General features: G+C 62.1%; 13 protein-coding genes. 10 read left to right on the top strand and 3 right to left on the bottom strand.

Annotated features, from left to right (window positions below; translation table 11 throughout):
- The first annotated feature begins 279 nt into the window (after positions 1-279).
- Positions 280-792: a DUF2267 domain-containing protein gene (locus V8J82_RS16390; protein ID WP_339976669.1), complete on the top strand. Its 513-nt coding sequence runs from the start codon at positions 280-282 to the stop codon at positions 790-792.
- A gap of 104 nt (positions 793-896) precedes the next feature.
- Here the strand turns inward: V8J82_RS16390 and tsf are convergent, their stop codons facing one another.
- Together tsf and rpsB are read right to left on the bottom strand one after the other, a co-directional pair.
- Positions 897-1,772 carry a translation elongation factor Ts gene (gene tsf, locus V8J82_RS16395; protein ID WP_339976671.1) on the bottom strand — a complete coding sequence of 292 codons (876 nt, stop codon included), beginning with the start codon at positions 1,770-1,772 and terminating at the stop codon, positions 897-899.
- Positions 1,773-1,862: 90 nt separating this feature from the next.
- Complete coding sequence (gene rpsB, locus V8J82_RS16400; protein WP_339976673.1) at positions 1,863-2,669, bottom strand: 30S ribosomal protein S2; 807 nt, start codon at positions 2,667-2,669, stop codon at positions 1,863-1,865.
- A gap of 227 nt (positions 2,670-2,896) precedes the next feature.
- Here rpsB and ppk2 point away from each other — a divergent pair, with 227 nt between their 5' ends.
- From ppk2 to V8J82_RS16425, 5 genes are all read left to right on the top strand, one after another.
- Entirely contained in the window at positions 2,897-3,808 is a 912-nt protein-coding gene (gene ppk2 / locus V8J82_RS16405; protein WP_339976675.1) for a polyphosphate kinase 2, read from the top strand.
- 72 nt (positions 3,809-3,880) lie between these two features.
- Positions 3,881-4,777 carry a PfkB family carbohydrate kinase gene (locus V8J82_RS16410; protein ID WP_339976677.1) on the top strand — a complete coding sequence of 299 codons (897 nt, stop codon included), beginning with the start codon at positions 3,881-3,883 and terminating at the stop codon, positions 4,775-4,777.
- Positions 4,774-5,697, top strand: coding sequence for a pseudouridine-5'-phosphate glycosidase (locus V8J82_RS16415; RefSeq protein WP_339976679.1), 924 nt, complete (start codon positions 4,774-4,776; stop codon positions 5,695-5,697). Before V8J82_RS16410 ends, V8J82_RS16415 begins: the two co-directional genes overlap by 4 nt.
- 95 nt (positions 5,698-5,792) lie before the next feature.
- Positions 5,793-6,503 (top strand): DUF502 domain-containing protein, encoded by a 711-nt coding sequence (locus V8J82_RS16420; RefSeq protein ID WP_339976681.1) that lies wholly within the window; start codon positions 5,793-5,795, stop codon positions 6,501-6,503.
- On the top strand, positions 6,500-7,027 hold the full coding sequence (locus V8J82_RS16425) for an AAA family ATPase (protein ID WP_339976683.1): 528 nt from the start codon (positions 6,500-6,502) through the stop codon (positions 7,025-7,027). Before V8J82_RS16420 ends, V8J82_RS16425 begins: the two co-directional genes overlap by 4 nt.
- 85 nt (positions 7,028-7,112) lie before the next feature.
- On the opposite strand, the gene V8J82_RS16430 is transcribed toward V8J82_RS16425, so the two are convergent.
- Complete coding sequence (locus tag V8J82_RS16430) at positions 7,113-8,921, bottom strand: extracellular solute-binding protein (protein ID WP_339976685.1); 1,809 nt, start codon at positions 8,919-8,921, stop codon at positions 7,113-7,115.
- Between the two features lie 371 nt (positions 8,922-9,292).
- Here V8J82_RS16430 and V8J82_RS16435 point away from each other — a divergent pair, with 371 nt between their 5' ends.
- From V8J82_RS16435 to V8J82_RS16450, 4 genes are all read left to right on the top strand, one after another.
- On the top strand, positions 9,293-10,045 hold the full coding sequence (locus V8J82_RS16435) for a VPLPA-CTERM sorting domain-containing protein (protein WP_339976687.1): 753 nt from the start codon (positions 9,293-9,295) through the stop codon (positions 10,043-10,045).
- 138 nt (positions 10,046-10,183) lie between these two features.
- Positions 10,184-10,969, top strand: a complete 786-nt coding sequence (locus V8J82_RS16440) for a 3-hydroxybutyrate dehydrogenase (protein WP_339976689.1) — start codon at positions 10,184-10,186, stop codon at positions 10,967-10,969.
- Positions 10,970-11,053: 84 nt separating this feature from the next.
- Positions 11,054-11,482: a pentapeptide repeat-containing protein gene (locus tag V8J82_RS16445; protein WP_339976691.1), complete on the top strand. Its 429-nt coding sequence runs from the start codon at positions 11,054-11,056 to the stop codon at positions 11,480-11,482.
- A 26-nt stretch (positions 11,483-11,508) separates the two neighbouring features.
- The gene (locus V8J82_RS16450) at positions 11,509-12,561 is read left to right on the top strand and encodes a patatin-like phospholipase family protein (RefSeq protein ID WP_339976693.1); all 1,053 of its coding nucleotides are present in this window, start codon (positions 11,509-11,511) and stop codon (positions 12,559-12,561) included.
- Position 12,562: the final 1 nt, after the last annotated feature.

Raw genomic sequence — 12,562 nt, forward strand, 5'->3', positions numbered from 1 at the left:
AATCTTCCGTCCAAAACGGCAGTTTTTGCGCGCCTGCCTCAAGCGAAACCAAGTTGTCAGTGGTGACAATACTGCCCGGAAAAACTCCCCCGGTTTTAGTCCAAACTGCTCAAAGCGGACGTTAGTGAGACATGCAGCATTGGGCAAAATGGGCTCTCACCTGCCGTCCACCGCGTTAGGCGCCGATGGCCGGAGCCAGCCCGAAGCCGACGTTGGTTCAGGGGCGTCATAGGGCCGGAAGGCGGGACGAACCCGCCGTTCGTTTCTTCGACAAATCTTTTGAATTTCGATATCGGTGTGGGAGACGATGCCATTGAAGGGAACCAGCTACCCGTGCCAATGCCGTGGACATATCGACACGCTTCCAAGGAATGGCGCGCTTTCCTCAACGATGTGAAAGAGCGCATGTCCCTTGAGTCCGACAACATGGCGTACACGGCGGTCGATGCGGTCCTACAGGTGTTTCGGCGTCGTTTGAACGCTCAAGAGGGTTTGGAATTCGCAAGTGTCCTGCCGAGCGTCCTTCGTGCGATTTTTGTGCACGACTGGGATGTTACGGAACCCCGCGCAGAATTTTATGACCGCGAAAAGCTCGTTTCCGAGGTCAAAGCGGTAAGGGTGAACCACAACTTAACGCCGGACAATGCTATTGAGGCAACGGCATGGGCGGTTCGGCGATCTACCAACCGGGGGGACTTCGAGCGAGTGTTAGCGAAGCTACCGGTTGAAGCGCGCGACTTTTGGCATGTCGATGTCGCCGATCCTGCCGAGCTAGAGCAAAGGATCATCTAGCTGCTTTGCAGCATCCGCCACTTTGGGCTCGCAGCGGACCTTTGCCGCAACGCCAAAGGGCAGAGGTTGCCCCCTGCCCTTTGGAATAGCGTAATGTCAGGTCTTTAGCCTTGGGCGGCTTTGGCGACCTCGGCGGCGAAGTCTTCTTTCACCACTTCGATGCCTTCGCCGACTTCAAGCCGCACGAACCCGGTGAGTTCGACGCCCGCTTCCTTGGCGGCCTCGCCGACGGTCAGGTCGGGGTTCACCACAAAGGCTTGGTTCACCAAGGTGACCTCGGCCATGTATTTCTTCATGCGGCCCACGATCATCTTTTCGATGACCTGCTCGGGCTTGCCGGATTCGCGGGCGATATCCATCTGCACCTGCTTTTCTTTCTCGACCACGGCTGGGTCCAGATCGGCCTCAGACAGCGAGGCGGGGTTCACCGCGGCCACATGCATCGCGACCTGCTTGGCGAAACCGGCATCATTGCCCTTGATCGCCACCAGAACGCCGATTTTGCCCATCCCGTCGGCGGCGGCGTTGTGCACATAGGACACGACCGTATCGCCGGACAGTTTGGCCATGCGCCGCACGCCCATATTCTCGCCGATGGTGGCGATCTTGTCGGTCACGGTGTCGGCGACGGTTTTGCCGCCCATGTCAGCCGCCAGCAGCGCGTCGAGATCGTCAACCGCCACAGCCGCCTTGGCGATCCCGGCCACCATCTCCTGGAATTCGGCGTTCTTGCCGACAAAGTCGGTTTCCGAGTTCACTTCAATGGCGACGCCTGCCCCGTCCTCAACGGCGACGGCCACCAGGCCTTCTGCCGCGGTGCGGCCGGATTTCTTGGCGGCTTTCGCCAGACCTTTGGTGCGTAGCCAATCCACGGCGGCGTCCATATCGCCATCGGTTTCGGTCAGGGCCTTCTTGGCGTCCATCATACCTGCGCCGGTGCTGTCGCGCAGCTCTTTCACCATGCTTGCGGTGATTGCCATGTCTCTTCTCCTGAGATGCGGAAAACTCGGGTCGGGCACAGCGGCCCGACCCCATGTGACCTGAACGTGTAAACGTTCTGTGACGGGATCTTAGCTTTCGGCAGGCGCCTCAGCGGCGGCAGCCTCGGCCTCGGCGGCAGGGCTTTCGGTCAGGGCGTCTTCAATTGTGCCCTCTTCCAATGCGCCCAGATCGACACCGGCGGTCTCCATCTGCGTGGTCATCCCGTCCAGGGCCGCACGGCTGATCAGGTCGCAGTAGAGCGAGATCGCGCGGGCCGCATCGTCGTTGCCCGGGATGATGTAATCCACGCCATCGGGCGAGCAATTGGTATCGACCACGGCCACAACCGGGATGCCCAGCTTTTTGGCTTCTGCAATCGCCAGGTCTTCTTTGTTGACGTCGATCACGAAAATCAGGTCGGGCAGACCGCCCATTTCGCGGATGCCACCCAGCGAAGCCTGCAGCTTCTGCTGGTCACGCTCCATGCCAAGACGTTCTTTCTTGGTCAGACCTTCAAGACCTTCGGCCATCTTTTCGTCGATGTCCTTCAGGCGCTGGATCGAGTTCGACACGGTTTTCCAGTTGGTCAGCGTGCCGCCCAGCCAGCGGTGGTTCATGTAATACTGCGCGCAGCGCTCGGCAGCCTCTGCGATCGGCTTCTGCGCCTGACGCTTGGTGCCCACGAACAGGATCCGACCGCCTTTGGCGACGGTTTCGCGCACGACCTGAAGCGCCTGCTCCAGCATCGGATGCGTCTGTGTCAGGTCGAGGATGTGGATCCCATTGCGGTCGCCATAGATGAACTCGCCCATACGGGGGTTCCAGCGTTGCGTCTGGTGGCCAAAGTGAACGCCAGCTTCAAGAAGCTGACGCATGGAGAAATCAGGAAGCGCCATGCCATTGTCCTTTCCGGTTTGCGCCTAGGGCGAAGGTTTAGAAGCGGATGCTTCAACCGGTGGACCGCCGGGGATGTCTGTCCCGAAAGCCCGCCTTCGCCTGAGAAGTGCGCGCCGGATAGGCCATTTGCAGATGCAGCGCAACCCCTTGCGCCTTGACGCAGATCAACGACAAAGCGTCAAATACCACATCATCTTCGGCGCGGGACAAAACGACGGAGCGTGTGATGGCAGAAAAGACGGTGAAACTGGCCCCGGTCGAGGGGCTGGCCCCCGCTGGTGTGGAAACCCCGGCCCCCGAGAAAATCATCGGTTTCGATCAGGGCGAATACCCCTATGCCGAGAAGATGGACCGGGCCCGATACGACGCTGAAAAGGCCGCGTTGCAAGTCGAATTGCTGAAGGTCCAGCATTGGGTCGAAGAGACCGACCAAAAGATCGTCATGCTGTTTGAAGGCCGCGACGCGGCTGGCAAAGGCGGCACGATCAAACGCTTTATGGAGCATCTGAACCCCCGCGGCGCCCGTGTTGTGGCGTTGAACAAACCGTCCGAGGAAGAGCGCGGGCAATGGTTTTTTCAGCGCTACATCAAGCATCTGCCCACGGCCGGTGAAATCGTGCTCTATGACCGGTCGTGGTACAACCGCGCCGGGGTCGAACGGGTGATGGAGTTTTGCGCGCCCAACGAATATCTCGAATTCATGCGTCAGACCCCCGAATTGGAACGGATGCTGACGCGCTCCGGCATCCGGCTGTTCAAATACTGGTTCTCGGTCACGCAAGAGGAACAGCGCCGCCGCTTCAAATCGCGTGAGACCGATCCGCTGAAACAATGGAAGCTCTCGCCCATCGACCGCGCCAGCCTCGACAAATGGGATGATTACACCGAAGCGAAAGAGGCGATGTTCTTCTACACCTGCACCGCCGATGCGCCCTGGACGATGATCCGGTCGAACGACAAGAAACGCGCCCGGCTGAATTGCATGCGCCATTTCCTGGCCAGCCTGGATTACCCCGGGAAGGATCTGGACGTGGTGCAGGCCCCCGACCCGCTGATCGTGCGCCACGCGCAGGCTGTGGTGCACGAGGCCGATCATATCCTCGCCTCCTCGCTGCATCCAAAGGCGCGCAAACGTTAACCGCGTGCCACAGCCGCCCGTCATTTCACGGGCGGCGCTTGCAGGTGCGGTTGCATCGGGGCAAGAGAGGCCATGGCTTCTAACCCGAATATTCTGTGTATCGGCGCCGTCCTGTGGGACATTATCGGGCGCTGCGACGATCCGATGGCGCTTGGCAACGACAAGCCCGGCCAAATCTCGCGCATTCCGGGCGGCGTGGCGTTGAACATCGCGATGACCCTCCAGCGGATGGGGCTGCGGCCCGCGCTGCTGTCCGTGGTGGGCGATGACAGCGAGGGGCGCGATCTGCGCGCGGCCTGCGCCGAGATGGATCTGGATGTGGGGCCCATGCTGGTCGATCCGGCCCTGCCCACCGACCGCTATATGGCGATTGAGGCGCAAGGCACGCTTGTGGCCGCCATCGCCCATGCCCATTCGCTGGAAAAGGCGGGCGCGCGCATCTTGGCGCCACTCGCCGATGGCCGCTTGGGGTCTGAGGCCACGCCTTGGGCCGGCCCCGTGGCCGTTGACGGCAACCTGACCCAAGCCCTGCTGGCGGAAATCGCGCAAAGCCCCCTCTTTGCCGCCGCCGATCTGCGTCTCGCCCCGGCCTCGCCCGGTAAGGCCGAACGGTTGCGCCCGCTTCTGCACCATCCTCGCGCAACGCTTTATGTGAACCGCGAAGAGGCGGGGTTGCTGACCGGCACCAAGCCTGCCAATGCCGCCGCCGCCGCCCAGGCGCTGATCAATGCGGGCGCGCGCCGTGTTCTGGTGACCGAAGGCGCGCAGATGGCGGTGGATGCCAGCGCCGACGGCACCCTGTCGGCCACTCCGCCCCCGGTTGAGGCGCAGCGCATCACCGGCGCGGGCGATACATTCATGGCCGCCCATATTGCCGCCGAAGTTGCGGGCCAACCCCCTGAAAAGGCTCTGTTTACGGCTGTAAACGCAGCCGCAGCTTATGTCTCTGGAAAGGACCCCGCAGGATGACGGATCTCCCCCTCACCTATTCCTCCGAGGTGGCCGCGGCCCGCGCCGAGGGTCGCGCGATTGTCGCGCTGGAAAGCACGATCATCACCCACGGCATGCCCTATCCGCAAAATGTCGAAACCGCGCGCTTGGTCGAGGCTGATATCCGCGCGGCGGGCGCCGTGCCCGCGACGATGGCGGTGATGGATGGGCGGATCCATGTCGGGCTAGAGGATGCGGATCTGGATCGCCTGGCACAGGCGCGCGACGTCGCCAAGCTCAGCCGCGCCGATCTGGCGCTCTGTCTGGCCCAGGGCGGCATCGGCGCGACCACTGTCGCCGCCACGATGATCTGCTCGGCGCTTGCCGGGATCTCGGTTTTTGCGACCGGCGGAATTGGCGGCGTGCATCAGGGCGCCGCGGACAGTTTTGACATCTCCGCCGATCTGCGGGAACTCTCGGAAACACCCGTCACCGTCGTGGCCGCAGGCGCCAAGGCAATCCTGGATCTGCCCAAAACGCTGGAAGTGCTGGAAACCCTGGGCGTGCCCGTCATCGCCTATGGCCAAGATGCCTTCCCCGCGTTTTGGAGCCGGGATAGCGGTCTGGCCGCCCCGTTACGCCTGAACAGCGCCGCTGAGATCGCCGCGTCTCATCGGATGCGCGCCACGCTTGGCCTGCCGGGCGGCCAATTGGTCGCCAATCCGATCCCGGTCGAGGCCGAAATCCCATCCGCCGCGCTCGCCCCCGTCATCGCCGACGCCCAGGCCGAGGCCGACGCGCAGGGCATCCGTGGCAAGGCCGTCACGCCGTTCCTGCTTCAACGTTTGTTCGAGATGACCGAAGGCGCCACGCTGACCGCCAATATTGCGCTTGTCCGCAACAATGCCCGCCTGGCCGCACAGATCGCCCGGGCGCTGGTTGAGACACGATCTGCGTAAGAAGCAGGCAACTCCGCGTTGTAAACTTGTGCCGACATCAATGCCCGCTTAAGTAATGTCTGACCTTCCCCTTATCCCCAACCGCGTTTCACCCGATGCAATTGCCACAGCCTGAAAAACCGCCCAGACGCGGCTTGTTCGCCTCTCTCCGGTCGAATTTCCTGACCGGATTGATCGTGATCGCCCCCATCGGCATCACGATCTGGCTGATTTGGACCCTGACGGGCTGGATCGATTCCTGGGTCCTGCCGCTGATCCCCACCAACTACAACCCGTCGATCCTGATCCGCGAATGGACCGGGATCGAGGTCAATATCCGCGGCATCGGGGTGGTGACCTTCCTGATCTTCACCATGATCATCGGCTGGCTGGCCAAGGGCCTGATCGGGCGCTCGATGATCCGCTGGGCGGAATCGCTGGTTCTGTCGATCCCGGTCATTCGGTCTGTCTATTCCGGGCTGAAGCAGATCGCCGAGACGATCCTGCAGCAAGGCCAGCAGAATTTCGAACGCGCCTGCCTGGTGGAATATCCGCGCAAGGGCATCTGGGCCATCGCCTTCATCTCGACCAATGCGAAGGGCGAGGTGCAGGACAAGACCGAGGATGATGTCGTGTCGATCTTCATGCCGACGACACCGAACCCGACTTCGGGCTTTCTGCTTTTCGTGCCGCGCAAGGATGTGCAGGTGCTGGATATGAGCGTTGAGGATGCCGCCAAGCTGATCATCTCCGCAGGTCTGGTCTATCCGGCGGACAATGAGCCAGCCAGCGCGCCCACGCGCGCCCTCCCCGACGCCGCCGAGTGATCCCGCGCCCGGGCTTCGTCATCCTGTCCGGCTGTTCCGGCGGCGGCAAATCCACGCTTCTGGCCGCGCTGGCCGAAACCGGCCTGTCGGTGGTGCCCGAACCCGGCCGCCGTATCATCGAGGCAGGCGGGCCCGATCCGGCGCGCGATCCGATGGGCTTTGCGCGCATGGCGCTGGAACTGAGCCTCAGCGATTACGCCGAGGCCTTCGCCCTGCCCGCGCCGGTGATCTTCGACCGCGGCCTGGTGGATGCCGCCGTCAATCTGGCCCATCAGGAGGGCCGCGCCCTGGATACCAGCCTGCTGGCCGCCCATCCCTTCGCGCAAACCATGTTCATGGCGCAGCCCTGGCCCGAGATCTATGTCACCGACGCCGCCCGCAGGCACAGCCTGTCGGAGGGGATCGCGGAATATGGCCGCCTCTGCGCCGCCTATTCCGCACTCGGCTACAAATTCACCTTCCTGCCCAAAACCGATATCACGGCGCGGGTGGCCTATCTGCGCCACCATCTGTCCCCGGTCTGACGCGGCCCTTTCTCTGTTTCAAAAATATCCTGGGGCGGCGCCAAAGGCGCCGGGGGCAAGCCCCCTTCACCCCGCTGGCCTCGGGCTAGTCGGGCTCAACCCACCACACATCCGGCTGCCACCCGATCCAGTCGCCATAGATCGGGATCACCTCCGGATAGTTTAACTCGGCATTGAACGCCAAGCGGCTGATCGGGTTGTGGTGGAACGGGATCACATAGCGCTCGGCCATCAGGACGCGATCCAAGGCTTGCACCGCCGCGCGGTATTCCTCCTGGCTGTCGGCCGTCAACATCGCGTCGATCATCCCGTCAATTGCCGGATTACACCCCCCGTGCAGATTGCGAGAGCCCTGCTGATCCGCCACGTCACAGCCCCAATAGGCATATTGTTCATTGCCCGGGCTCAGTGACAGACCCCATTGATAATAGATCATGTCGAAATCGAATGCGTCGCTCCGTTCGCGGAACTGCGCGCTGTCGATGCGGCTGACATTCACCTCGATGCCCAACCGTTCCAGCGCCTGGGTATAGATATTGGTGATGGCATCGTTCTCCGACGAACCGGTCTGCAGCAGAATCTCGAACGAGACCGGCCCATCCGGGCCCATCATCCCGCCGTCTTCGACACTATATCCCGCCTCCTCCATCAGGCGGATCGCATTTCGGATCCCGGCGCGGTTGCGCGCGGACCCGTCCGAGACGGGCAATTCGTAGCCGTCCAACGCGCCGGGTAGCAGATCAGCGGCGTAAGGCTCCAGCAGCTCGGCCACCAACCCCGTCGCCGGGCCGGGCGACCTTTCCAGGGGCGAATTGGCAAAGGGCGACGTGATCCGCGGATCGATACCGCCATTCACCGTCTGGTTGATGAACTCGAAATTGAAGGCCTGGATCATCGCCTCGCGCACGCGCCAATCGGAAAACAGCGGCGTTCGGGTGTTCATCACATATCCGGTCAGCCCCGCAGGCCGCTGATGGGGCACCTCGGCCAGTTCAACTTCACCGCTGCGCACCCTTGGGAAATCGTAATTCTCCGCCCAGCTTTGCGCCGAAGTCTCGCGCATAGTGGTGACGATGCCGCTGGTGAAGGCTTCGCGCATGGCAGTGACGTCGGCAAAGAACTCCATCCGGATCTCGTCGATCACATTGGTGCCGCGCCGAAACGGAAGATCGGCGCCCCAATAATCGGGGTTGCGCCGCAGCGAGACAAAGCGCCCGGCCTGGAAATCATCGATGACATAAGGCGCCGTGGTGATCGGAATGGTCGTCAGCCCGCTTTCGGTGAACTCCGCCTCGTCCCATTGCGCGGCCTGCAGGATCGGCCGCATGCCCATGATCATCGCCAATTCGCGGTCGGGCTCGCTCAGGGTGACGCGCACGGTCCGCTCGCCCACCGCCTCGATGCCCTCGACCCGGGTCCAGATGCCCAGATAGCGCGGATGACCTTGGGTGCCCAAGGTCTCGTAGGACCAGATCACATCCTCCACCGTAACCGGGTTGCCATCCGAAAACCGTGCCTCGGGGCGCAGGGTGAATTCGACCCAAGTATTGTCCTCGGCGATCTCGACCGATTCGGCCAAAAGCCCGTAAAGGGTGAATGGTTCGTCCCACGATTGGGCCAAAAGCGATTCGTAGACGAGGAATCGGAGCTGCCAGGGCACCGAGCCTTGCCGGATCAGCGGGTTCAAACTGTCGAATGAGCCAACTTCGCCGGTCACGATCCGCCCCCCCGTCCGGGCGTCGGGATTGGCATAGGGCAGATGGGTGTAATCCTCGGGCAGGGCCGGTTCGCCATACATAGCCACACCATGTTGCGGTTCAGCCGGGGCAGGACCAACCAGCCCTATGGTGCAGGCAATCAGGACGGCCCCCTTGATGAAACAATTCGTCGGCATCCGTGAACAATCCTCCTGCGGCTCGATTTTGTTGTGGACGACGCTACCGGCCCCCCGGGTCCGGCGCAAATATTTCGGTTGGACAAGGGCCAAGTCATTGCTTATACAGAGATCACTGCTCGATAGGTTTCTTGCCTGTATGAAACCTGCCTCAATGACTTACCCCGGCTTCGTGCCGGGGTTTTTTTTATCCACATGGGATCGGCAGGACAGCGCCGGGCGTCGCGCGGGCACAAAGCGGCTTTTCGCTTAATCCCGGCCACTTGCCACAATATTGCCCAGAAATGGATACGAAGGTTTCGCAATCCGTCCCACCGCCAGCCGCAATGCCGCGCCATACATCCTAGGGAATTTATCGGGATGTTACTCAAATGGCGTCGAAATCGTTAACCATCGCAGCGGCTCTTTTGTTCAGCGCGTCCGTCGGACAGGCGGCCACCGTTTATGATATCGGCTCGGGCGGCGGCCATTCCTATTACGACGTTCTCGACCGCATGTTCTTGTTGGAAGGCGGTGCCTCCGAGACTTGGGCGCCTTCCACCACCCGCCCGGATCGACTGGAGGTTGCCGCACGCGCTGGCGTGTTCGGCCCCATTGACCATAATGAAGAAGATCACATCCTTGGCCGCAGCTCTCTGCATCTGCGGGCCTTGATCGACGCCCCGGCCGAAGCGCCGCCCCCCGACAGCGTGGGCCTGCCCCGTGACCGCGTCGTGGGCGGCCAGAACGAGCCCGGTCAGAAGTTGAACAACGGTGTCGCCGCCGGTCGGACCGGGGGCAATGCGGGTGGCGGCCCCGTCGCCGCAGCACCGGCGCCTGCCCCGCTCCCCGTTGCGGGCGGCCGTGGCGGCGTGGCTGATCGGTTTGCCCGCAGCGTCGGGCGCAGCGGGTTTCGCCAGGCCGTGGTCGGTGGATGTGTTCAAAATTGCGCGCCGCGCATCGGCGGCACCCCGGATACGCCCGGCACACCCTTCTATCCGCCGGGGCCGACCGTGGTCACACCGGTCGCACCTGTCCCGGTTATCGCACCGGTTCCACTGCCCGCCGGCGTCTTTCTTCTGATGGGCGGATTGGGTGCTCTGGGCCTGATGCGACGGTCGCAGACAGCTCGCTCCGCCGCCTGATCCCCCAAAAAAGATTTCAAAACCGGCCGCTCGCCTGCCCCGCTGAGCGGCCATTTTGCGTTTGGGCGCGCTCCCTCTGTTCTTTTTGCAGTTGCAGCATTAGGCTGTCTCGCAACAACAGAATGACGGAGCGATCCCATGGCCTTGATCACCGACCTTTCCGGCAAAACCGCGATTATCACCGGCTCCAATTCCGGAATTGGCCTGGGTGTGGCCCGGGAACTGGCCCGTGCGGGCGCCGATGTGGTGTTGAATTCCTACACCGACACCGAAGACGACCATGCGCTGGCCAAAGAGATCGCCGACGAACACGGTGTGACCGCGCGTTATATTCAGGCCGATCTGTCCAAAGGCGACCAGGCGCGCGCCCTGATCGAGCAGGCGGGCACCTGCGATATCCTGATCAACAATGCCGGGATCCAGCATGTCGCCCCGATCGAGGATTTCGATACCGGAAAATGGGACGCGATCATCGCGATCAACATGTCCTCGGCCTTCCATACCACGGCGGTGGCGCTGCCGATGATGCGCAAGGCGGGGTGGGGTCGGGTGATCAACATCGCCTCCGCCCATGGCCTGACCGCCTCCCCCTACAAATCGGCCTATGTCAGCGCCAAACACGGCGTGGTGGGCATGACCAAGGTGGTCGCGCTGGAAACTGCGAAAGAGCCGATCACCGCCAATGCGATTTGTCCGGGCTATGTGCTGACCCCGCTGGTCGAGGCGCAGATCCCCGACACCGCGAAGGAATACGATATGAGTGAGGAGGAGGCCATCGAGAAGGTGATCCTTGACCGTCAGCCGTCGAAGGAATTCGCCACGGTCGAGCAGCTTGGCGGCACGGTCGCGTTCCTCTGCTCACCGGCGGGCGATCAGATCACCGGCACCACGATCAGCGTCGATGGCGGGTGGACCGCGTTGTAAGCGTCGCGCCGCCATCATCGAAAAAATCGATAGTCGAAATGGATCATCAATCAGATTGATATTTGCCCAGATCAGGAGCCGCCCATGGCAGAGAGTGACGAGGCCGGAACGGACCGGCTGGATATCGACAACATGTATCTCTGCGGCTCCAGCTTCACGCGGGTCAGTCTGAAAGACAGCACCTTTCGCGACGCCCATCTGGTCAATGCGCTGTTCGAAGATGTCGATGCGACCGGCCTGCGCTATGAAAACGTCAATCTGACCGACGCGAAACTGCACAATGTGAACCTCAGCGCGGTGCAGGTCAGCTATGCGAACTTGACCGGATTTGGCGTCACCGATGCGAATATGACCGATATCAGCCTGACCAATGTGAACATGACCGGCGCGGTGATCGAGAATGCGAATCTGACCAACGCGTCGATTTCCAACTGCAATATCAACGGGATGCGCATAGAAGGTGTGGCGCTCGCCGACCTGCTGGCGCTGTGGAAAGACACCCACGGGGCCTGACCCCAAGCTTTGAAGGATGACCGACCATGGCCCGCCGGACCAGATCCAATTCCACGAAACCGATCAACCTTGCGCTTCAAGGCGGTGGCGCCCATGGCGCGTTCACCTGGGGCGTGTTGGACGCCATCCTGGATTGTCCCGAGGTCGAGATTGCGGGGATGTCCGGCACCTCGGCGGGCGCGCTGAACGGCGCGGCGGTGAAATCGGGCTTGTCGCGCGGCTCCCGCGCGCTCGCCAAGGAAACCCTGGAATGGGTCTGGCAGCAGGTGGGCGCCATAACCGATGAACGCGTCGCGCCCTGGCTCGACATGATATCGCCCCAAGCGGTAAGTGCGGCCATCGAAACCTCCCTTCCCTTCGCGGTCAGTGACAGCCTCAGCCGCATGGTCAGCCCCTATGCGTCGGGGCCGTTCTATCAGAACCCGCTCGCTGCGATTGTCGAGCAATTTCAATATGATCACGTCTGCTGCGATGCCGGACCCGCCTTCTATATCTGCGCCACCAATGTGCGGTCGGGCAAGATCCGCATCTTCTCGGGTGAGGAGATCGGGCCCGACGCGATCATGGCCTCGGCCTGTCTGCCGACGCTGTTCCGCGCCGTTGAAATCCCCGATCCTGCCACCGGCAAGCTGGAGGCCTATTGGGATGGCGGCTATACAGGCAACCCGGCGCTGTTCCCGCTTTATGCGCCCGATCTGCCGCGTGACGTCATCGTGGTAAACATCAACCCGCTCTACCGCGATGAGGTGCCGACCTCCGCCCGGGCGATCCAGAACCGTATCAATGAGATCAGCTTCAACACCTCTCTGCTCCGCGAATTGCGCGCCATCGAGTTCGTGCAGCGGTTGCTCTTCCAAGGCGCTTTGTCCGATGGCGCGATGAAGGATGTGCTGATCCATATGATCGCCGATGATGAGCTGATGCGGCAGCTTTCAGTGGGCACCAAATTGGTGGCGACGCCGCAGGTGCTTTACCAGTTGCGCGCCGCCGGGCACGCCGCAGGTGACGCCTTCCTGCGCGATCATTTCGACGATCTGGGCGAGGAAAGCACCGTGGATCTGCGCGAGATGTTTCAGTAGC

It is taken from the genome of Gymnodinialimonas mytili (assembly GCF_037544085.1).
Lineage (GTDB): Bacteria > Pseudomonadota > Alphaproteobacteria > Rhodobacterales > Rhodobacteraceae > Gymnodinialimonas > Gymnodinialimonas mytili.

Excerpts from the sequence above, each read along its gene's own strand:
- V8J82_RS16415 (WP_339976679.1), top strand. The coding sequence starts at position 4,774 with ATGACGGATCTCCCCCTCACCTATTCCTCCGAGGTGGCCGCGGCCCGC.
- V8J82_RS16445 (WP_339976691.1), top strand. The coding sequence starts at position 11,054 with ATGGCAGAGAGTGACGAGGCCGGAACGGACCGGCTGGATATCGACAAC.
- V8J82_RS16450 (WP_339976693.1), top strand. The coding sequence starts at position 11,509 with ATGGCCCGCCGGACCAGATCCAATTCCACGAAACCGATCAACCTTGCG.
- ppk2 (WP_339976675.1), top strand. The coding sequence starts at position 2,897 with ATGGCAGAAAAGACGGTGAAACTGGCCCCGGTCGAGGGGCTGGCCCCC.
- tsf (WP_339976671.1), bottom strand. The coding sequence starts at position 1,772 with ATGGCAATCACCGCAAGCATGGTGAAAGAGCTGCGCGACAGCACCGGC.
- V8J82_RS16435 (WP_339976687.1), top strand. The coding sequence starts at position 9,293 with ATGGCGTCGAAATCGTTAACCATCGCAGCGGCTCTTTTGTTCAGCGCG.
- V8J82_RS16410 (WP_339976677.1), top strand. The coding sequence starts at position 3,881 with ATGGCTTCTAACCCGAATATTCTGTGTATCGGCGCCGTCCTGTGGGAC.
- V8J82_RS16440 (WP_339976689.1), top strand. The coding sequence starts at position 10,184 with ATGGCCTTGATCACCGACCTTTCCGGCAAAACCGCGATTATCACCGGC.
- V8J82_RS16420 (WP_339976681.1), top strand. The coding sequence starts at position 5,793 with ATGCAATTGCCACAGCCTGAAAAACCGCCCAGACGCGGCTTGTTCGCC.
- V8J82_RS16430 (WP_339976685.1), bottom strand. The coding sequence starts at position 8,921 with ATGCCGACGAATTGTTTCATCAAGGGGGCCGTCCTGATTGCCTGCACC.
- rpsB (WP_339976673.1), bottom strand. The coding sequence starts at position 2,669 with ATGGCGCTTCCTGATTTCTCCATGCGTCAGCTTCTTGAAGCTGGCGTT.